Source organism: Nonomuraea lactucae, from assembly GCF_003313395.1.
Taxonomy (GTDB): Bacteria; Actinomycetota; Actinomycetes; order Streptosporangiales; family Streptosporangiaceae; genus Nonomuraea; species Nonomuraea lactucae.
This window is the reverse complement of sequence record NZ_QNFZ01001069.1, coordinates 36,462-55,774: the sequence shown is the minus strand read 5'-3', so window position 1 is coordinate 55,774 and position 19,313 is coordinate 36,462. Positions and strand designations below refer to the sequence as shown.

The following is a 19,313-nucleotide window of genomic DNA, read 5'->3' as shown; positions in this document are numbered from 1 at the left end:
CGTAGTTGTCGATGCCGGTGCCGTGGCAGTCGCGGCAGGTGTCGCGGTCGCCGTCGAGCCCGGTGCCGTTGCAGGTGCAGCAGCGGTAGCGGATGGTCAGCTCGTCCATGCCGGTCACCGGACCTTGCGCGGGATGATCGTGACGTAGACGCGGTAGTTGCGGGGTCGCGCGCGGTCGGGGTAGGCGCGCGACATGGCGGTGACGGTGAAGAGTTCGCGCAGGTGGATCATGCCGAGGGCGATCTCGGCGCGGTTGCCTTCGAGTCGGATGCGCATGCTGGGTTCCTCCTAAACGACGGGGTCGATGCAGCCGCGGTAGCTGTCGTCGGTGGCGTGGCGGGCGCGGGCGGCGCCGAGGATGGCGGTGTAGTCGTAGCGGACGGGGCCGAAGTCGAGGCCGGTGGAGTAGTGGCCGTACGGGCTGAGGTGCGAGTCGATCTCGGTACCGAGCAGGGCGGCGACCTTGTCGACCTGGGCGCACATCTCGGCGTCGGAGCCGTGCTTGGGGAACTGGTGGAGGACGGTCCTCGGCATGAACACAGGAACCTCGGGGTTGGCCTCCAGGAAGGCGGCCAGGGCGCGCAGTCCGGTGATGAGGGCGCTGCAGTCGTCGTGCATGGGTGATCCCTTCAGGCGGTTCGCAGGATGCGGAGCAGGTCGGAGGCGAGCTGGTTGGACACGCCCAGGCGGGCGCGGAGCAGGTCGCGGGTGATCGGTTTGCCGTGCTTGGCCGTGTGCTCGTCGGCTACGCGCCGGGCGTAGTCGACCAGGGCCGGGTCAGGTGCAGGCCCGTCGTCCTGGCCGTCCTCGCTGGCGGGGACGAGAGCGGGACGGTCCGGGACCGCTGAGGACGTCTCGGCGACGGCCGGGGACGCCGACACCGTGACCGGGGACGTCTGCGGGATGTCCTGCGGACGAGGGGCGGAAGCCCTCCGTTCGAGCATCGAGACAGCGACGAGGAACGCGCCCGCAGGCGTCGCCGCGGTGATCCAGCCCCAGGCGGTCGCTTCGGCCTGTGCCAGGTTGGCGGCCAGGGACAGGACGATGCCGCCGGTCAGGACGAGAACGGGCCAGGACACGAGGCCGAGCCGTCCTCGGCTGGTCTTCTTGTCGCGTTGGCGTTCGCGGGCGGCCATGACGCAGGTGAGGTCGATGCAGACCGCGACGGCCCAGGCCATCCAGCCGGTCTGGCCGTGCTCGGCGGCGGTGTCGCGAATGTGGGCGAACGAGCCCGCGCCCGCAATGAGGGCCAGGACGAGAACGGGGCCGGTGTCCAGAAACCAGGCGGCGAGGTGTCGCATCGTTGTCCCTCCCTTCGTGAGTGCAGTCAGGCGGCGGACGATTCGTGTGGCTGGGTAGCGATGACCTCGTCCCAGGACGGTGCGAGGTGGGCATGGATGCGGGCAGCGTGTTCGGCGGCCTGCTCGGTGACGTAGAAGGAGCGAGCCCGGTACCACTGGCCGTCCTGGGAGGCGACGATCGCGACTCCGGGAGTCTCGGCCGGGATGGCGCGGGCGGAGTCGAGTGCGGCGGGGTCGAGGTCGCCGAGGGTCATGGTCGCGGTCTCCGGATCGTTGACCCGGTGGCAGATGCGTCCGGAGCACTGCGCGCGCAGCGCGGTGACGCCGGGGCCGAGGTCGGAGCCGATCCGCTGGCCGCAGCAGAATAGGTAGATCCCGAAGGCCCGCCCGAGCTGCGCCACCCGTAGGAGCGCGGTGGAGGACTTGGCGACTTCGTCCTTCTCGGACTTGTCGGCCATCAGGTAGAGCTCGGCCAGCTCGTCGACCAGGACCACAACAGGCACGGGCCGCAGGTCGTCCGGTAGCTGCCAGATGTTGCGGGCGCCAGTCGTGCGGCACAGCGTCATCCGGTCGGCCATCAGCCCTTCCAGGTCTTCCAGCAGGCCGACGCACTCCTTGCGGGTCGTGGCGAGCGCGGAAAGCCGGGACGAGTAGGGCGTGAACTCCACGCCGCCTTTGAGGTCGAACCCGACCAGCGCCACCGGCTGGGGTGCAAGGCCCTGCACCAGAGCGTTGGCGAGGTTGGACTTGCCGGACTGTGTTGCCCCGGCATTCATCCAGTGCGGGACGATGCGGAAATCGATGACCCACGGGCCGCCGGTCTCCAGACGGCCCACGGTCACCTTGAGCAGTTCGGTCGAGGCCGGGAAGTCATCGACCCTCACCAGCGGATCACGCATCGTCGCCGCCAGCACCACCCGGCCCGGACGGGGAGAAGAGACCCTGACCGCGTGGACGCCCCAGGAGTGGGCGAGGCGTTCGGCGGCGTCGGCGTAGTCGCCGGGGATCTGCCCTTCGAGCGTGTGGATGGTGACGCGCCAGCCGTACCGGGTGGGCTTGGGCAGCCACATGAACGGCTTGGTGTCGACGGCGACGCGCTGGAAGCGGCGCTTGACCCGGACGATGCCGGTCGAGGAGATGAGACCGGGGACGGTGGTGAACCACCAGCGCTGCCGCTTCTTGGTCAGCCCGCAGCCGAGGGCGACCTTGCGCCAGGACGCGTGGACGCTGAGCGCCATCAGCGGATAGCCGACCACCAGCCAGAACGACGGGTAGTGCCAGCGGCGCCAGGCCCAGAGCCCGGCCGCGACAGCGGCCAGGACCCCGAGCACCGCGTAGAACTGGTCAGACACCGGCGGCCTCCTGCAGCGGGAGCAGGGCGGTCGCGCGGTAGGAGATGCCCCAGCGTCCGGCGATCTCCCAGACGTAGCCGAGCAGGCCGACCGCGTTGACGGCGTCGCCGGCCTTGATGGGCGGCTCACCGGTGATGCCGATCTTCACGAGTTCGATCCGGCCGAACTCGTCCTCTACCGACACGGTCACCTCGTAGACGGTGTTGCCGTTCTTGTCGGTCTTGATCTCGCCGGTGTCCTTGTTGAGCACCCGCGGGCGCGGGGCCTTGACGCAGGTGATGGTGAGCTTGCTGGTGTCCACAGGGATGGGGACGGTGCGCATGGAGTGATCTCCTTGAGTAGTTACTGTGTCACCTACAAAGATACCTAGGTATCTAGCTCTGCAAACCCATTTTGCTGCGTTGCCTCACGAGCTTGTTACAAGTTGCCTGGAGACCTAGGCATCTAGAACCGATACTGTGGGGGTATGGCACCTACTGACCGGCGCCGGCCATACCTGCGGATCGCCGAGGACATCCGGCGCGACATCGCGTCCGGCCGGTATGCCATGGGAGAGCAGCTCCCCGTAGCCCGCGAACTGTCCGAGCAGTACGGCGTCGCCATGATGACCATCGGAAACGCCCTCGCTGTGCTGCGCGAGGAAGGGCTGATCGAGACCCGCCAGGGGGCCGGAAGCTTCGTCATCCGGACCCCCGAAGGCGAGATGCCGGCCCCCGCCGACGAGCACAGCGAGGAGTTCCGCATCCTGTCCGATCAGCTGCGCGAGATCCGCCAGCACATGGAGAAGCTGACGGTCAGGCTGGATGAGCTAGACGCTCGGACTCGATCCGAGCAGTGATCTCGACCGCGCGCCGTTGAAGGTCGGCCAGGTCGGCCGCAATCTCCGCGAGCTCACGCATCAAGATCTGTCGTTCGATCTCATTGAGACCCACGAATACTTCCCCATTCGTTCCGGGTGTCTGATAGATGGGGGAGCCGTTGCGCGGGATGGCTCACCGTAGGTTCGGTCAGGGCAGCCTCATCGCCTTGACGAGGTTGAGCAGCTCGCGTTGGCAAGAAGCGGCCCGCTGTCTCTGAGGTCACGCACGATGTTGCGGACCATTGGGCGGTTGCGGACATGCTGGGGTGCTATGCGATCCGCGCGCAGCAGCGCGTCCACCGCCTCGTTGTCCTTGCGATTCATGTGGTATCCCGCTGCTGTGCAGGTCCAGTAATGCGCCTGCCTCTCGGACGAGGCGATCTCGGCGATCTCTACGTGTTCTGCCCGCGTGATCACATCACGGGGCCGCCCCAGCTCCATGCTGACTTCTACGGCGTGGATGGTGGTATTGACCCGGTTGAACTGGGTCTGAAAGACGTTCCCGTCTCTCGGGAGGCTCTCGGCGACCCGCCGGGCCTCCTCAAGATGACTCTCGACCTCTCTCGGATCCCACAGCCGGGAGTAGGCGACGGCGGCCCGCAGGTGCAGCGCACCCCACATCGCCTTGATCGTGTCGTTCTCCCCCACATGTGGTTCGATCTGGTCGAGCGCCGACAGCGCCGCGCTCTTGGCCGGATCGAGCTGTGCCTCGTGCAGCCAGACCCCGCACAGGTCCCAGCTCGCGGCAGCCACCAGGTCCGGCGAGCCGACCCGTTGCGCGGCGACGAGCTCCCGCTGTACTGCCGTCCATCCCAGATCGTGATGACCCAGGAGGTTGGAGGACACGCGCGCCATGTGGCACGCCCGCAGCATCAGCGCCTCAGCCCGGTCGTGGTTTGCTGAGGAGTCGGCGGTGATCAGGGTGAGATCGTTGATGATGCTCGGCAGTACATCGCCCAGAGCGGTGAACTTGGCGTCCTGGCGGAGCTGCTCGGCGAGCTTGACGTTCGCCTCCAACTCGTCCAGGGTCCGCGGTTGCCGGCCGCTGAGGAGCGCGGCCCCGCCAGGCATGGTGGCTTGCTGGAGTGCGAGCCGTAGCGCGGGGGTGGCCGCGTGCCCGGAGTCGAGGTCGGCGCTCTCGTGCCGGTACGGCTGGCCGGTGAGTTCGGCCACCTCCACGCCAAGGACTTCGGCGAGCTGGCCGACCACGCTCATCCGGTCGAGCGGCAGCCGCCCGTTCTCCACCTTCGACAGCCAGGAGACGGAACGACCGATTCTCTCGGCGAGGGTGGCCTGATCCCAGCCCTTGCGGTGACGTGCCCGCGCGATGCGCTGGCCCTGGGTGAGGTGCTCGGTTGCCACGTGTTCCGCCCTCCTACTCGTCGTCGCTTGCCTCGACGATAAGGCGGGTGGAGCAGGTCACTGGCAGAAAAACTGCCAGTGCGCGGACATGCGGAAACGCAGGCCGACCGTCGACCTGCGGAAACACAGAGTGATGAAGATGTTGCTAATCGTGCACGGGAATGCGCGACACGCCGTGCACGGTGTGCAGCCCTCCTATCTCGCGAGACCGTTCACGAGTCGCAGCCACAGCACTTCGGTCTCGCGCATGGTCATCCACGTGCTCTCCATGACCTCCGGCGTGGCATAACCGCGGTCGGTGCGGCGGACGAAGAACAGGCCACCGGCCGCGCACAGCTCGTAGGTCGTCGCGAGGCACTCGCAGGTGTGAGCGCGTACCCGTACCCGCTCAGCACGGGGCAGCGACTCGAACCACGACACCCGCCCGCACCCCGCACAGGCCGCGATCGGATGGATACCGTGAAACGGGACAAGCTCACTCATCGGCCCACCGTCAAACGGCGCCAGCGAGCGAACCGCCGGCAACACCACCATCCCGACCGTGGTCGCGGTGCTGCACCTCGAGCCCCACCCGGAGAGGCTCGTGCTCTTCGCTCACCGACGCCATGCCCCTACCGTAGGCCAACCTGTCTTAACCTGTCTACACCATTCCTAGGAATTGCTGTTCTATGTTCGCACGTAGGGTCCTACCTAGAGTCGTCTTGTGATCGATTGGGACCCTAGGCTCTACAAGTGGGAGCAGATCGCGGACATCGTGGCCGAGCGCATCAAGGACGGCACCTATCCGCCCCTCACGCTTATCTCCGAAGTGAAGCTCCAGGAGGAGTTCGACGTCGCCAGGGTCACCGTGCGCAAGGCCATGGAAGCCCTCAGGGCCCAGGGTTTGATCATCACCAAGCCCGGCAAGGGCTCGATCGTCAGCCCTGAATCCGAGACCGAGGACTGACAAGCCCAGATCTTCCGGCGCCGAGGACTGGCACCCGGATGGGCTCCCCGCTCGTGTCCCGCCGGATCGACTATTACGACGACGCCAACGCGCTGGCTGCCAACAGCCTGGCTCTATCCGTCAACATCGTGGTCACAAACGAGGTCGGATACGTCCTCCTCATCCGCCGCTCCGAACAACGACAAGTGGGCCCTCCCCGGGAGAGGCATCGATCTCGGCGAGTCCATCCCCGAGGCCGCCATCCGCGAGACCCTAGAGGAGACCGTGATCACCTGCGAGATCACCGGACTCGTCGGGACCTACAGCGACCCCAGCCGTAGCCAGCGAGCCGACACCAAGCACGGAGTCCCGCGAAGTCCGCTGGGTGCCGCGGAATGAGCTCACGAACTACCGGATGGATCGCTCCGTGAGCCTGCGCATCGGCCACTACCTCAGGCAGACGGCCGCCAGACTCCGCAGATCGGCTGACTGCAGTCCGCTGCTCCGATTCGGTGACATGCACCAACCGAGTCCGGAGCACCAGCGGCGAGGCAAAGCACCAGGTCACAGCCACGATCGTCGTTTGGATGAGTACTACGACTTCAAGGGCAGTCCGCCTGCGGCGGACTGCCGCGCGTCCGGGCGGTCACGGGCCGCGCTGCGGCTCTTCGGCCGGTCGCGGCCCGCAACGCCCACGCGCTAGCTCACGGCGAAGCGGATAGCGATACAAACGCCTATCGAATAGCGCAAGGCCGACGAAGCCGGACACTTGCTCTCCGCTCGACAGTCAAGGAAACCCATGACACCTCCACGAGATCAACCCAGCGAGCTGGAACGACAGCTCATGCTAATCGGCCCCCAGCGTCAATCAGAATCGCTATTTGCAGCCCGAGCACGGTTTCATCAATCTTGGTACCGGTATTATGTGTTGGGGCTAGAACGTTACGGACGAACTTCTGAAGCAAATAACGGTTGCCATCTTGGAAGCATCCTTGCCCCGGAGGATTCTCTGGCGGGAAAAAACTTTATCTCAGATCACAGCCAGCAACTCTATCTTGAGAGGCGACAAAACGGATGGGGGGTAGACCCGGTCCGCTGCACAAGTTATCTGACATCAAGCCAGGCCATGACCATAAACATTTTCGGGTCGATGGCGGCGCACCAAGATTGGATGACTAGAGTCTACGCCATCCTGCTCAAGAAGCCGATCAAGCGCATCATAGGTCCACAGATTGAGTACGCGCCAAAGCAAAGGATTCAGCTTCTAGGAGATCGCACAATCCTCGATGCATGGATAATTGCAGAGACTAACACCGATATCATGCCGATCTCCATGGAGGTCAAGTATATTGACCGCTTCAACAGCCGGCACATTGACCCTGCTCTACGTCCCAAGTATATTGCGCTGGCCGACCGGTCAAATCTTTGGGATACCTCAAATCCGCTATTCAGAAGCCGACGCGTCAATCAACTACTTCGATGCCATGCACTTGGGGCTGCCATTGCATATGACCACAGTCCCGGACAGGGCCCACCGCTCATGATCCTAATTCATCATCCGGACGACCAGGCAGCAAAGGATGTCCTTGACGGCTATCGTCAGCTTCTCCGCGATGAACACCTCCTCCTCTCTATCCCTCTCGACACCTTATTCAAGGCCATGAAAGATAGCGCCACCGAGGCAGAGCAACACCGAATTGCAGACGAGCTGCGCTTGCGCTATATCGGCTACACTGCAAGTCAGGCCTTGTGGAACGAATACCGCTCCCATGGAAAACGAACCTAGAATCGAAAATACAATAAATCGCAGATATTGAAAAGGAAAATCACGGGCTCGCACTAGGCGGAGTTCCTAGTATCAGCACGTCAACTGCTCGTGCAAGCAGGCCTGTAGGTCCAATCAAGACATTCCAGGCTGCTTGCCATGTTGCCTCACTGACCAGATCGCGGTGAGCCGCTGGAATTCGGTATCGCCTATTCATATTCGCCAAGTCTTGCATGAGCTGTTGTGCAGTCGAATGTACGACATTCATCCTGTTTAGTTGAGCCAGGATGGCCTGATGAAGCGCCTCATTACCGTTGTTCAACGCTCTTAGAGTCGCATGTATAACCTGCCCGAGCGTCTTGCATCCATTACCCAGCTGAGTGTTATGTGCGATAGCAGGGCCAAAAATATAGTCATGGAGAATATTTTCCGCGCTTGCACAGATTCCTATCACAGGGCCTGAAAAATCAGCGGCTGGATCAAGCGAGAACCCCACATGCTCCGATGTAGCGAGCATGGTCTGGATTTCGCTTGTAAGTACAGTCCAACGTCCCTTACCAATGACCGTCTCTAGCCTACGCTTTGAAGCATCAAGCAAGCTCTTCGGCATTGCGGCAGCCAAGGCTTGCAACTCAAGGGACCGCGCCCTTACCTGTACTTCGGCCGAGGCTTCTGAGTCGTTGTCGGCGATCGGTTCTTTGTCAACAGAAGCAAGAAGAGGCGGGATATCCAGGAGGCCGAGAAGCATCGTTGCAACTGGCCCAACGGCACTCCGCGATTGGATGGGTCTAGCGGGATTTAGCGCAACCGCGTGGAGGGCGCCTGACGCTCCATGCCTTTCGTAGGAATAGCTCGGAAGCTCACCTTCGGCCGCCGTGGTGTGGTAAAGAATCGCACCACGAGGTGAAGACATCAAGGAATGGTTGCTCAGGTAGCCCAGCACTTTATAGAGCTCCTCCGTGGGAGGACCACCTCTTTGTCGTAGCTTAGGATCAATGATAGCCATGTGTTCTGTACCATCAGAACGCTTAATCGCGTGGGCCACGATGTCAGGAATGCCACCCAACGAGCGTTGATTATCTTCTTGGCGGCGCCATTCAGGCTTGTGCTCTGAGGATATGCTTGATATAGAGCGCTGAAAATGGAGGGTAAGGGTACCAGCTGGACGTTCCCACTTGTAAGCTGCATCGCCGCTGCGCCAGCTCAGGTGCACCGTCGGCATGTTGACACACAACTGGCGGGAGACCTCCTGAGCAAGAGTATGGAGGCACCACAATTCGAACAGTTTAGTATCGAATCGATCTCCATAGAAAGACCAATCCAAGTCACCCGATTCTGCCGCTGGTTGTCCTTCGAGTGATCGCTCTATCCAGTCCACAAGCTCACGGTATGGCGTGGCATTCGCAATTTCACGACGCCGCAACCGAGATTTTGCTGCCGCAATGAGAGCATGCTCATCTTGGCGCCGCTTAACTTCGTCAGCCTTACGAATACAGCCTGCAAGCCACGGAAGACGGAGAAGTTCGTCTAGCGCACGCGTCCTGCGGCCGTATTCCTGTGCTTCTGGCGCAGTGGCCGGCGCAACGCTGGATCGATACGAACTTTGTAGCTCCCTAAGCAGCCAAAGAGCCGCGTACGCAACAAGAACATTCTCCGCTGTCTCCTGCGCTCGCTCAACATGGATGACAGGATAGATCGGAGCCTCTGCTACAGCTCCGAAACTCGTCGTGTAGCGATTGACATCTAGTTGACCCGTTATCGCGCCCACTGACTCAAGTGACGTCAACTGATAGCGAAAGGTGGGTCGCTCAGATATCCGGGAAAGGATGATTTCAAGGCGTGCCGCAGCAGCAAGAGCAACGCGGAGCTGCAAGCCCGCTAGGAGTTCGTGGAGCAACAATCCGCTCGCCGCTTTTCCCAGCGTTGGAGATACAGTGAGTGGTTGTTTCCCTGAAGTGAAATAGAGACCTAGCAGAGGCAACGTCGCGGCAATTGCAGCCTTGCGGCCTACAGCGCTTAGGGCGCCCCCTCTAGCCTCGGTTTCATCTAGAGTCTCACCATCAGTATCGAGATCAAGCCAAGCACCTGACATTGCTGCGCCTCACCTCAACTAGTCAGCTAAGGGTGTGAGGGTTGAAGAGATGGCGAAGCGCATCGTGAGCCGCAACCAGGCTGTGCTCCTCGAATAGCACACTGAATGACTCGAACTGGGCATCGTCCATAAAGCTCATCTGTGGGACCAATAGATCTGCAAGTGCAAAATCAAGAGCCTCACGTTGTTCGTCAGGATTATTTGTGACCGACTGAAGCTGAACAGTTCTGAGCACGTCCACGATTTGAGCGGTGCCCACAGGCCATCCTGCACCGCTGTTTGGCTTCCGAAGATGGTCTACCACGCTTTGAAGTATTTGAAGTTCTGCGTCTAGCTTTGAGCGCAGATCCTCAGCGACGGGTAGCGTCAGAGCAGATCCATACGTCCTGTCTAGCGATGCATAGGCACCCGCGAATGCACTTTCTAGCTCTGAGCTGATAGGGACCTGCTCCGTCCCCGTGACCTTTGGTACGCCTATATGAATGAACTGGAATCTTCTAGTCAGCCCTTGAGAGATTCGGTTGACAAACGACGTATCAAGGTCATTCATCGCGCCAATAATGCGGAACCGGGCAGGAACCCACAGTTTACCCCGACCCGGAGTTGTCTCAAACCACAGGTCGATAGGTGTATCACGCAGATGTTCTGGATCGCACGAGGAGAGCATCGTGTAAAGCGAACCGATTGCTTTATCAATGTCTGCTCGATTGAACTCATCGATGAATAGCCAGGCTGCCTGAAGATCCCCAGTCGACGTTGAAGCAACGCTATCGAGGTCGAAGAGAGCTGGGTCATCTCTATCGACGTCCGCGGCTTCGGCGTTCGCCGCATCGCGCACTATCTCGGCACACGACAGAGCTGCTTCTGCCACCTTCCCATAGGAAGGAGACAAGCCGCCGGCTGCATTAGGGCGAAGTCCACCCACCACGTGGTAGGGCGACCAGTCACTGGTGGCGGTTGATTCAATGAGTTGAGCCCGAAATCCTCGCGCCAGCGCGCGTGCCAGAGTTGTTTTTCCCGTTCCCGGAGGCCCCTGAAGAATGAGGTGTCCCAATAGAAGCGCCGTCACACAGCGCCGAACGAGCCGGGCCGCGTCTGGAAGTTCAATATTCCGGCGCTCCAGGTCAGCCAATACTTCCTCGGCTATGGCCTGCGGGTTAGGATTTCTGAGGGTGTAGACGCAGACGTCCCGCGTCCATTCCAGATCGTCATCTAGCACAGTTGCCGCCGTTGCCTGAGCTAGCACCGTCTCCGGCACTGAGGTGACGGGTGCCTTCACATCAAGTCTCGCTAGGATCTCTTCGTTCGTCGGGAGCGTGGCTGAGAGTGGTCGCTGGAGGGAAGCTATCTCTGCGGGGATATCGCTGGTGTAGACGGCATCTAAGTCGGTGCCGTCTAGAGGGAATTCATCATCGAACCAGTCCAGAAGATCGCTAATATCTGTCACGTCTTCGTTGCGCCCCAACCAAGCGGCAAGGCAAATCTTGGGAACCTTGGGGCGTTCAGCCGCAAGAACAATCCCTGCATCGGATTTAAGACCGAAGTGCGTTCGCTTATTAGTCTGTGGATTTACCCTGTCCGAGAAGATCGCGCGTCCCAGAGCGTCTCGGGTGCGCTTCGCTTGAAGGGTAGACCCAGAGTAGTCTCGCCTCACCATTTGGGGGGGCTGATTCCAGACTGCCAAAAACGGCTTGCTGCCGTCGCCGACTTTGAAGGCATTAAGGATATCATTTTCTTCTCGGGAGCCGAACTTTTGTAGATCAGTAGGCGCTATGCCTGATCTACGTGCTCCACGAAGCAGTGCTGGGATGCTGATGACCGCAAGGGGATCACGATCCCTGAGCCCGTCGGCTGCTGCGGCGAGTAGGTCGATGCTCGGGTAGGGCACCCATGCGATACTAGTGGATCACGACTCCGCCGTGGGGATCCTGTCCGGTTCTGCCCTCAGAACATCCGTAATGTGTTGGCAGAATTCCTCACTGAGCTCGATACCTACGGCGCCTCGTCCCATGTCGAGGGCTACCGACATGGTCGTTCCCCCTCCTACAAATGGATCAAGGACGGTACCGCCCTCGGGACACCCCACATCGATGCATCTCCTGACGAGTGCTCGCGGATAGGGAGCGTAGTGAGTACCCCTCGCGATGGAGTTACGCTCCGGCTCAATGAACCAGACATCCTCCTCTCGATGCTCCTTCTCGGTACCTTCATCCACAATCAGGCCATCACGGTAGAAGTCGTACTTAACGCTCTTGGTCAGCAGGAAGACCAGCTCATACTGACGCCAGGGCCTGTCCTTTGCGGTGGGCTCGGGGATGCTCGTCTTGCGAACCCAGGTGATCGCGCTCCGCAGGATCCACCCATCAGCTTGCAGCGCAAGGGCAACCCGCCATGGGATGCCAATCAGTGATTTGCGTGGCAAGCCAAGACCGGGCCCATCTACCGCTCGAAGCCTCGACATACGACGTCGTCGATGCTTGTCATCTTGGCCGTGAGGTCTACCCTTGGCGTTGTAGTACGTGTCGCCTAGATTGAGAAAGACCGTACCTCTCGACTTCAGTGCTGGTCGTAGCGCCGCGAAGGTCCTGACCAGGTTGTCAACGTAGCCCGCTATGGTGTCTTCCATACCAAACTGGCCATCGACTTCATAGTCTCGCTGCCAGTAGTAGGGCGGAGACGTGATAACGCAGTCAATGGACTCTTTGTCCAGTTGAGGCAGCACATCAACGCAGTCACCTTGATACAGAGACCAAGTTCTACCGTGCAGCTCCCCGGCAGCGTGGAGAGCCGAAGGCCCTGCATTGCTGGCTGCTTCGCTCACTTTTTCGGTCTCCCAACCTAGTCGCGCTATCTTGCCCGGGCAAGTGTAAGAGATTTCCGACGGTGCTTGCTACCCATACGCGCGATCAGTCCAGAAGACAGCTCCAAACGAGCCCGTTACGATCTCCTTATGGATGAGGCGGAGTTCATCGCCGGAGCTGCGGAGGTCGGTTGGGTTCTCGGCGTGGAGGCGAACACCGTCAACGCGTGGCGCATGCGCCAAGTCGGCTTCCCTGAACCGGTTGTTCAACTGAAGGCCGGGGCCATTTGGGACATCCGCGAAGTGATCGCATGGGCCGACCGGACGGGTCGTACTGTCGAGCATCGAGAGTACACTGCACCCACACCCGCATCGAAGACGGCCCCCTAGCAGGGGGGCTGTCTCGCACCAGTTATGTCTCACGCTGACGACCGTACGCGTAGGTGCTGACATTCCTGAGTACCCGTATGCGCTCTGATCTTCGGTAAGCGATCACCGTAGTACAACACCTTGGCTGCCGCACCGCTTCCGGTGCTCGGGCCTGACGGCCCTGCGCTCCGGGTCGGCTTGCCACCGGATACGTGGGTTGCTGTGGTCTGCTGTACAGCAGGGAAGGTACAGCGCCGGCGCCTCAGACGGCCTGACCGTCCGGCACATCGACGAAGGGCTGGCCAGGGACAGGGCGGCCTCGCGACCCACTCCTTACCCCTTCGCTTCATTCGCGTTGAAAATTCCAAATGTCCTGCATACGAGTCGAGGCAAGTGCGGTTGACCCGAAGGCAATGCCATGACTAGCAAGGTATGGCACAGGATCATCCAGGGAGACGGGCCTGGACCTGGTCCAGGCCGAACGGGCGCTTGTCAGACTCGGAACTCACCGCAGTCATCGACGAAGAACGTGTGCGCGCGCTCAGAGCGCTAACACGGACCGATGTTCCCGCAGGTTTCCATCGCTCACGACCACGTCGACAGGGATCCAAGCAGCCATTCGTGCCACTGCGGGGCCGCTGCGTACCCTGTGACCGAATTAGATGGATCTCCTCCGGCCTTCCCGACCTACAGCAAAGAACAGCCACATCGGAGCAGTCGCTTGCGCCCAGCTCAACTAACGGATCAGCGGCTGCCGCACTAGGTTCTCCGAAGCCACGAAGGTTTAGCCTTAGGCCAGTCTTTAGCGACCCTATAGAGGATTACTATTACTACGAGTGCAACATCAGTAAGAATTATCGCAGTTTCAGTTTTAGGTCGCATCAAGAGCACTACAATTAGCGATCCCATCACCGCTATGGCAAAAAACCAAGTCACATGCCTTCGCCTAATGCGATCAGGAGTGTCAGTATCATCCTTATATGCAGGATTATTGCTAATTCGACGGCCAATTTCATCCCATATCACATAAAGGGCAAAAATGGCAAACACCGTGAGCGCTTCAGGCTCTGCACTATGAGGACCATTCCAGGGATCACCTTGCGGCTTATATTCGGCCGTAGTAGCCATAAGCCAGTATAGTCCCACCAAAAGCACATCTATTACAAACTGCCAGAATGGGTAGTTGAATACTTTGATTTCGTATTGCGGCCGGTAGACGCTGTTGTGATAACCAACCCAACTGAGTAGCGTCACCGTCGCGGCAAGGATCAGATGCGCAACGGCAGAACTCGGCAACTGTTCCGCATCCGTCGCACTTTCCATCATTCGACCCACAACCAGAGCAAACAAGACGTCAATAAAGGTGACGCCCACCTTGTGGTCGTCAATACGCGAGTACTGCGGGTTTGATCCTCCTTGTGCAGCTTGATTCATGTATCCCTCCTAACTGTTGACATCGGCCTCATCAATGAAAGGGCTGTTGATACAGCATCCACTATTGACTCAACACGTACACTTCTTCCCGACGCCAATCGCTTCTCTCGATTCTCGTAAGCCCAGACATTAGCTGGTACCCATGCAGCGTTCATTCCCACCCTAAGAGCAGGGTTTATGTCGGATGGCAAGCTATTGCCAATAGACCATGACTGGTCGGCTTCAGCACTCATTGCGGCGAGTACATTGCAGAACTCGTTTTCGCTCTTCTTGGATACGATGCAAATCAGCGTGAAATATCGCCCTAGCCCACTGTCTTCGATGCGGCGCTGCTGCACCCATGGATCACCGGCAGTCAGCAAAACGACTGGAACAGCGGCGGCTGCTCGCCGGACAGCCTCGGTAGCACCTGAAAGCAGCGAGGCTTTTGTTAGAAAGACTTGCTTGGCGAGAGTCGAAATAAGGTTCTTATCATTGTCACTAATCGGTCGCCCTGCCATGGTAGAAACCTGAATGAAAGCTTGTATGCATGAGGTTGGGAAACGATGCCTTGAAAGGCCAAAGGTCTTTATATTCTCCAGGTCACGCTCACGTTGAGCCGCTATCCAGGCTTGGCCATCTATGTCCTGTCCATCTATATATTCGGCAATCTGCTGGAGCGCATGTTCGTACAACGGCTCGGTCGCCCAGAGAGTGTCATCACCATCGAACACAATCACGGATTCGCTCATGCCTAGGAGGGTAGACACTGACACTGACACTTTCACGATCAGTACTTAGCCCTCTCTATGCTGATCAACACGTACTTCTAGGAGCTGTTGTACCGCCGCGGAGATCCTTTTGGCAGGTCATGCATCCGTTATGTCTGGGACAGCAGTGGTCTCGTTACAGGCCTTGATCAAACTAGTCTGTCCCGTAGGTTCAGCACACCAGCCACGGAGCGACAACAGACAGACTTGCTGCACCACGACCGCCACGGCGATAGCGGCTGGGCAACCACTCCAGGCACGGTACGTCCTACGTAGTATGGAGCCGGAGATCTAACCAGAAGGATTGGTCGCGGCGAGAGTCACCCGACGTCACAGGGATCCAACGTTCGGTCGGGCGGGTTATGCCACCGGATGATATGATTGCTCTCGCGATCGAGGGGCCGGGGATATGCGGGGGACGATCTTGCATGACCCAGGCGCCACACGGGCTGTTTGCCCAGTTCAAGGCGCCTGAACAGGCAGAGTAGACTCCACTCTCCTAAAGCGGGTGCCGCAGACATCCGATCTGCCCAAGTTGTCAAGCCATGGCCTTCGATCGCGGTTGGAAGGCGACATCTTCGTTGTAGGTCACGCCCTTTTGCAGGCAGTGGTGAAGGCAGCCGAGCAGACGGTTGAAGGTGTTGCGTAGCGCGCTGGAGTGTCGCTCGCCTTTGGCGCGTCGCTGGTCGTAGTGGGCTCGGGGGCCTGGTGCTCGTAGGGATGCGAAGGCCCAGAGGTAGCCTGCGGCGGCCAGGCGCTGATTCTTCACCTTGCGGTGGTGGACGACCAGGCTTTTGCCCGAGGTGCGGGTGATCGGGGCTGCGCCGGCGTAGGCCTTCAGCGCGCGGGCATCGGCGAAGCGGGAGCGGTCGTCGCCGAGTTCGGCCAGCACCCGGGCGCCGGTGAGATCGGCCAGGCCCGGGAAGCTGGTGATGACCGTCGCGTCCGGGTGCTGGTGGAAGGCCTCGTTGGTGGCGTCGGCGAGATCGTCAGCGGCGCGGCATGCCGCGTCCAGCTGCAACAGCAAGGCTTGGGCCTGGCGGCCGAGCGCTTCTTCGACCAGGGGGAGCTGGCGAAGGTGTTCTTCACGAAACAGCGCCTGCAGCCGGTCGGTCCAGGTGGCGATGTTGCGCTGCCGGCCCGAGGTGCGCAGCAGGGCGTGCAACCTGCGGGCGGTGAGCTTGGCGGCCGCGGTGGGCGTCGGCGCCGCCTGCAGGACGGCACGAGCCTCGTGGGAGGTCAGGCCGATGTTCTTGACGTGGAAGGCCGTCAGCGCCGCGGGGAAGTATTCGCGCAGCAGGGATCGCAGCTGGTTGGCCAGTTGCTGACGGTTCCAGACCGCGTCTTGTTGCGCCCGGGCCAGTACGGCGATGGCCTGGACCAGCTCGGTGTCGGCTGGCAGCGGCCGGTGGTGGTCGGCGTCCACGCGCAGGATGTTGGCCAAGGTCATGGCGTCGGCGTGGTCGGACTTGGCGCGGGCGACGGTGTGGCGTTCGCGGTAACGGGCCACGGCCAGCGGGTTGATCGCATACAGCGTGCGCCCGGTTGCTCGCAGGCAGGACACCAGCAGACCACGCCCGGTTTCGATCGCGACGGGGATCGGGTTGTCGGGACGGTCGCCGTGCTCGGCCAGCAGCTCGACCAGGGCCCGCCAGCCGTGGGCATCGTCGCTGATGCGCCGTTTGGCCATCAGCTTGCCGCTTTCGTCGACCAGGGCGACGTCGTGGTGGGTTTCGCTCCAGTCGATTCCGCATGTCACCGTCACCGGCGCCTCCTTCGATTCGGTCATTGGCCCAGGTGAGCCGCGCAGGGGCACGCCACGCCCTAATGAGAGAGCTCGACGGCTCGACATCCGATCAGCAGTTCGTGGCCCCAGCCCGCCGCAGGTCCGCGTTCTGCGCAAGGGCTCGAGCGCCCGGGTAGATACGAGCGGTGTCTCCTGCGGCTGGCTCACGCCACGATCTTGACCAAAAGAAGCGGCTGACGGGTGGCGGTTGAGAGAGACCGAGGTGCACGGCCTTAGCAGAGGACTCCAGGTCCGGTATCGACTCAGGCATTCACTCGGTCCCCGGTCGACCGCCACCCGCCAGGTCCTCGCCCCATTCGCACGGCCTGCGGTCAGGAGTCAAGCTCCGATTCGAATCTACGCTTCTGAGGCGAGTGCCCGAGTCGGCGAAACTCGGGGTCGTACACAGTCATTAGGTTCGAATCCTGCAGGGGGCACTCTTCTCCACCAGGCATTTCAGCCTCTGACCTGCGGTTTTCCTGCCGCAGGTCTTTTGCTTCCAGTCCCTGGATGGGTCACCGCGAGCACCCGAATGCAGCCGTAGGACAGCGTTCTGGGGACATGCAGGGGATGATCTTGGTTGCATTCTTCGAGTCAGTGCCGTGTTCGACGGCCGGCTGTCGCTATGAAATCACTCGTCTCTTAAGATCGGCGGCGTGCAATAGCTTGCCCTGTTTGACCTTGACCGAACGCTTATCGGCCTTGATGCTGCGTTCCGCCAGTGGGCCGAATAGTTCACACGGCCACCTGGCCGGAGGGGGCGAGCGGACACTGCCCGACCAGTACATGGACCGTCGACGGATCGAACCTTCTGATCACCGGCTCCTTCTCGAAGCGCTCCGGCGAGGTGTACATCGATTTACCCAGTCCCCTGTTCACTAGCTCCGAGCCTCCACGGCCAGCTTCGTAAGGACGGATAGCACTGACAGCGAAGCCGCCCAGGCCCAGAAGATCGGCAGCGCAGACGGTGTGATGCTCGGCGAGGGCCGTCATAAGTTCCGCTACTCGTGCCAAGTCTGCGGCAAACTGTGCGGCTCGGCAGACTTCCTTGCGAGATCGCAGAAACCCGGCCTAAGCCCTCACCGGGCCCCGGGTCCGCCGCGCGGCAGACCTCCGAGGCGATCAGCAGGCGATTCCTGACCGAAACGGCGGATGACGGCTTCAGCGTCCCTTGGTGCGTGCGTGATGATGTGCAATTCCCAGCCGCTCAGGGTGTCGGCGTCGATCTCCCGTTCGATCGCGCTCCATAACCGGTCCAGGCTCTGCGCCGGGTCCAGGCCGCCGCGTCCAGCCCCGAAGAGCGGCAGGGCGATCGATCGCAGCGGTGGCGCGAAGAGTGCGCGTTCGTGCTCGGCCAGGCGGAACACGTTCCGTACTGCCTGGGTCATGGCTTCGACCGAGAACTCGTACTGATTCCCGTCGGCGCACGGCGTGGCCACCGCCGCATGATAGACACGTTGGACTCCCGACCGGCGCAGACGGCCCGCCTCCGTCACGGCGACGCTGCCGGGCGCGACCGGGAGTCCGAGACGGCCATTGACCCGCAGCCATTGGGTGAGCTCTCGCCTGATGACGTCGTCCACGATCTCACCGGCCTCGTTGACCTCGGCACACGCCCGCCGCAACGCGGCTGACAGGGAGTTCCGGAAGATCTTGGACGCCTCCAGGTACACGTTCTCCGAAGAGACGACGATGTGGACCCCATTGATCAACTCCACGGGCATGAAGTCCAGGATGACCGGCCCCAGCGCCCGTGTCGCGGGGCGCCGGAGACCGGCCGGGCTGGGCGTACTGGCCGTCGTGGCGGCCAGGCAGAGCCGCAGTATCGCCTCGGCGGTCTCGTTGATGATGAGCTGCTCGTGGTGCTTGCGGAATCGCTCGACGCTGACTCCGTAGACGGAAGCAGCGCTCTTCCTGCGCTCGCCGATCGGCCAGTCGCGGGTGCCGGAGGCCAGTCCGAAGGTGTACTCGGCCGCACCGGTCAGATGACCCCCACCCAGCTCGGCGACCGCCCGGCGGACGAGTTCTTCCATGGCCGCGGGACGATAGGGCTCGATCAGCGCCTGTCCTTCCGGGTCCTCGCCCACGGTGCCGCAGAGCACCGTCGCGGCGTGGAGGGCGCTCAGCCTGGCGTCCCGCATCCGGGTGAGGCCCTTTTCCCGTAGTGACCTGAGGTCGGCGGTGAGCTGATCGTGAGACGGCGGCTGCATGACTCCAGTGTGGGCGCAATGTGGTCGTGAATGGGCTGATTTCAGGTCGATGGTTCTGTTTCTCGCATGAGGACGGGAGCACTGATGTTCAATGTGAAACTCACCAGCGCACCTTCTCCGGTGCAGCTGGTATGGATGCCGCCCCATCGAGTCATGACAGTGATCATGAAAGGAGAAGGTCATACCCGTCGAGATATCCGCGCTCACAGGGGCCGCGCCACAGGCTGATTCACCGATCAGCCGACCCGGCCGGGCGGCCGATATCGGATCAAGCACGACATCGGCACCAGAAGCCCCCTAACCGCACTT

Annotated in this window: 19 protein-coding genes and 1 pseudogene; 5 read left to right on the top strand and 15 right to left on the bottom strand. The window is 61.3% G+C overall.

Translation table 11 applies throughout. The features are described 5' to 3' along the window. Positions 1-114: 114 nt before the first annotated feature. The 5 genes from DQW85_RS45435 to DQW85_RS43835 are packed head-to-tail and all read right to left on the bottom strand — an operon-like array spanning position 115 to position 2,975. Positions 115-276, bottom strand: coding sequence for a hypothetical protein (locus DQW85_RS45435; RefSeq protein WP_162795898.1), 162 nt, complete (start codon positions 274-276; stop codon positions 115-117). Between the two features lie 12 nt (positions 277-288). Next, the gene (locus tag DQW85_RS43850) at positions 289-618 is read right to left on the bottom strand and encodes a hypothetical protein (RefSeq protein WP_113705646.1); all 330 of its coding nucleotides are present in this window, start codon (positions 616-618) and stop codon (positions 289-291) included. An 11-nt stretch (positions 619-629) separates the two neighbouring features. Then, positions 630-1,301 carry a DUF2637 domain-containing protein gene (locus DQW85_RS43845; RefSeq protein WP_113705645.1) on the bottom strand — a complete coding sequence of 224 codons (672 nt, stop codon included), beginning with the start codon at positions 1,299-1,301 and terminating at the stop codon, positions 630-632. A gap of 26 nt (positions 1,302-1,327) precedes the next feature. Then, positions 1,328-2,653: an FtsK/SpoIIIE domain-containing protein gene (locus DQW85_RS43840; RefSeq protein ID WP_113705644.1), complete on the bottom strand. Its 1,326-nt coding sequence runs from the start codon at positions 2,651-2,653 to the stop codon at positions 1,328-1,330. Next, a complete protein-coding gene (locus DQW85_RS43835) occupies positions 2,646-2,975 on the bottom strand; it encodes an SCO3933 family regulatory protein (protein ID WP_240197808.1) in 330 nt (109 codons plus the stop codon). Before DQW85_RS43835 ends, DQW85_RS43840 begins: the two co-directional genes overlap by 8 nt. A 144-nt stretch (positions 2,976-3,119) precedes the next feature. On the opposite strand from DQW85_RS43835, the gene DQW85_RS43830 reads away from it, so the two are divergent. Continuing rightward, on the top strand, positions 3,120-3,491 hold the full coding sequence (locus tag DQW85_RS43830) for a GntR family transcriptional regulator (RefSeq protein WP_113705643.1): 372 nt from the start codon (positions 3,120-3,122) through the stop codon (positions 3,489-3,491). 180 nt (positions 3,492-3,671) lie between these two features. Here the strand turns inward: DQW85_RS43830 and DQW85_RS43825 are convergent, their stop codons facing one another. Beyond that, on the bottom strand, positions 3,672-4,874 hold the full coding sequence (locus DQW85_RS43825; RefSeq protein ID WP_113705642.1) for a helix-turn-helix domain-containing protein: 1,203 nt from the start codon (positions 4,872-4,874) through the stop codon (positions 3,672-3,674). 195 nt (positions 4,875-5,069) lie between these two features. Continuing rightward, a complete protein-coding gene (locus DQW85_RS43820) occupies positions 5,070-5,357 on the bottom strand; it encodes a hypothetical protein (protein ID WP_113705657.1) in 288 nt (95 codons plus the stop codon). A 220-nt stretch (positions 5,358-5,577) separates the two neighbouring features. Here DQW85_RS43820 and DQW85_RS43815 point away from each other — a divergent pair, with 220 nt between their 5' ends. The 3 genes and pseudogenes from DQW85_RS43815 (at position 5,578) to DQW85_RS45430 (ending at position 7,585) form a co-directional block, all read left to right on the top strand. Further along, positions 5,578-5,820, top strand: coding sequence for a GntR family transcriptional regulator (locus DQW85_RS43815; RefSeq protein ID WP_113705641.1), 243 nt, complete (start codon positions 5,578-5,580; stop codon positions 5,818-5,820). A 53-nt stretch (positions 5,821-5,873) separates the two neighbouring features. Beyond that, positions 5,874-6,259, top strand: a pseudogene (locus DQW85_RS47455) (NUDIX hydrolase); the annotation flags it as partial. 339 nt (positions 6,260-6,598) lie between these two features. Continuing rightward, a complete protein-coding gene (locus DQW85_RS45430; protein WP_162795897.1) occupies positions 6,599-7,585 on the top strand; it encodes a PGN_0703 family putative restriction endonuclease in 987 nt (328 codons plus the stop codon). Between the two features lie 40 nt (positions 7,586-7,625). Here the strand turns inward: DQW85_RS45430 and DQW85_RS45425 are convergent, their stop codons facing one another. From DQW85_RS45425 to DQW85_RS43800, 3 genes are read right to left on the bottom strand one after another with little or no spacing between them, the layout of a single operon-like run. After that, the gene (locus tag DQW85_RS45425; RefSeq protein WP_162795896.1) at positions 7,626-9,656 is read right to left on the bottom strand and encodes a hypothetical protein; all 2,031 of its coding nucleotides are present in this window, start codon (positions 9,654-9,656) and stop codon (positions 7,626-7,628) included. Between the two features lie 22 nt (positions 9,657-9,678). After that, on the bottom strand, positions 9,679-11,544 hold the full coding sequence (locus DQW85_RS43805) for an AAA family ATPase (RefSeq protein WP_162795895.1): 1,866 nt from the start codon (positions 11,542-11,544) through the stop codon (positions 9,679-9,681). 18 nt (positions 11,545-11,562) lie between these two features. After that, positions 11,563-12,378 carry a DNA-methyltransferase gene (locus DQW85_RS43800; RefSeq protein ID WP_162795894.1) on the bottom strand — a complete coding sequence of 272 codons (816 nt, stop codon included), beginning with the start codon at positions 12,376-12,378 and terminating at the stop codon, positions 11,563-11,565. 228 nt (positions 12,379-12,606) lie between these two features. On the opposite strand from DQW85_RS43800, the gene DQW85_RS45420 reads away from it, so the two are divergent. After that, positions 12,607-12,846: a DNA-binding protein gene (locus DQW85_RS45420; RefSeq protein ID WP_162795893.1), complete on the top strand. Its 240-nt coding sequence runs from the start codon at positions 12,607-12,609 to the stop codon at positions 12,844-12,846. A 738-nt stretch (positions 12,847-13,584) separates the two neighbouring features. On the opposite strand, the gene DQW85_RS45415 is transcribed toward DQW85_RS45420, so the two are convergent. The 5 genes from DQW85_RS45415 to DQW85_RS43785 all read right to left on the bottom strand — a co-directional run bounded on the left by DQW85_RS45415 (position 13,585) and on the right by DQW85_RS43785 (position 19,004). Then, complete coding sequence (locus DQW85_RS45415) at positions 13,585-14,259, bottom strand: hypothetical protein (protein WP_162795892.1); 675 nt, start codon at positions 14,257-14,259, stop codon at positions 13,585-13,587. Next, a complete protein-coding gene (locus DQW85_RS43795) occupies positions 14,256-14,990 on the bottom strand; it encodes an HAD family hydrolase (RefSeq protein WP_113705638.1) in 735 nt (244 codons plus the stop codon). Before DQW85_RS43795 ends, DQW85_RS45415 begins: the two co-directional genes overlap by 4 nt. Positions 14,991-15,546: 556 nt before the next feature. Beyond that, the gene (locus DQW85_RS43790) at positions 15,547-16,797 is read right to left on the bottom strand and encodes an IS110 family RNA-guided transposase (protein WP_205315838.1); all 1,251 of its coding nucleotides are present in this window, start codon (positions 16,795-16,797) and stop codon (positions 15,547-15,549) included. 732 nt (positions 16,798-17,529) lie between these two features. Continuing rightward, complete coding sequence (locus tag DQW85_RS45410; protein ID WP_162795891.1) at positions 17,530-17,787, bottom strand: hypothetical protein; 258 nt, start codon at positions 17,785-17,787, stop codon at positions 17,530-17,532. Between the two features lie 86 nt (positions 17,788-17,873). Beyond that, complete coding sequence (locus DQW85_RS43785; RefSeq protein WP_113705636.1) at positions 17,874-19,004, bottom strand: macro domain-containing protein; 1,131 nt, start codon at positions 19,002-19,004, stop codon at positions 17,874-17,876. Positions 19,005-19,313 lie beyond the last annotated feature (309 nt).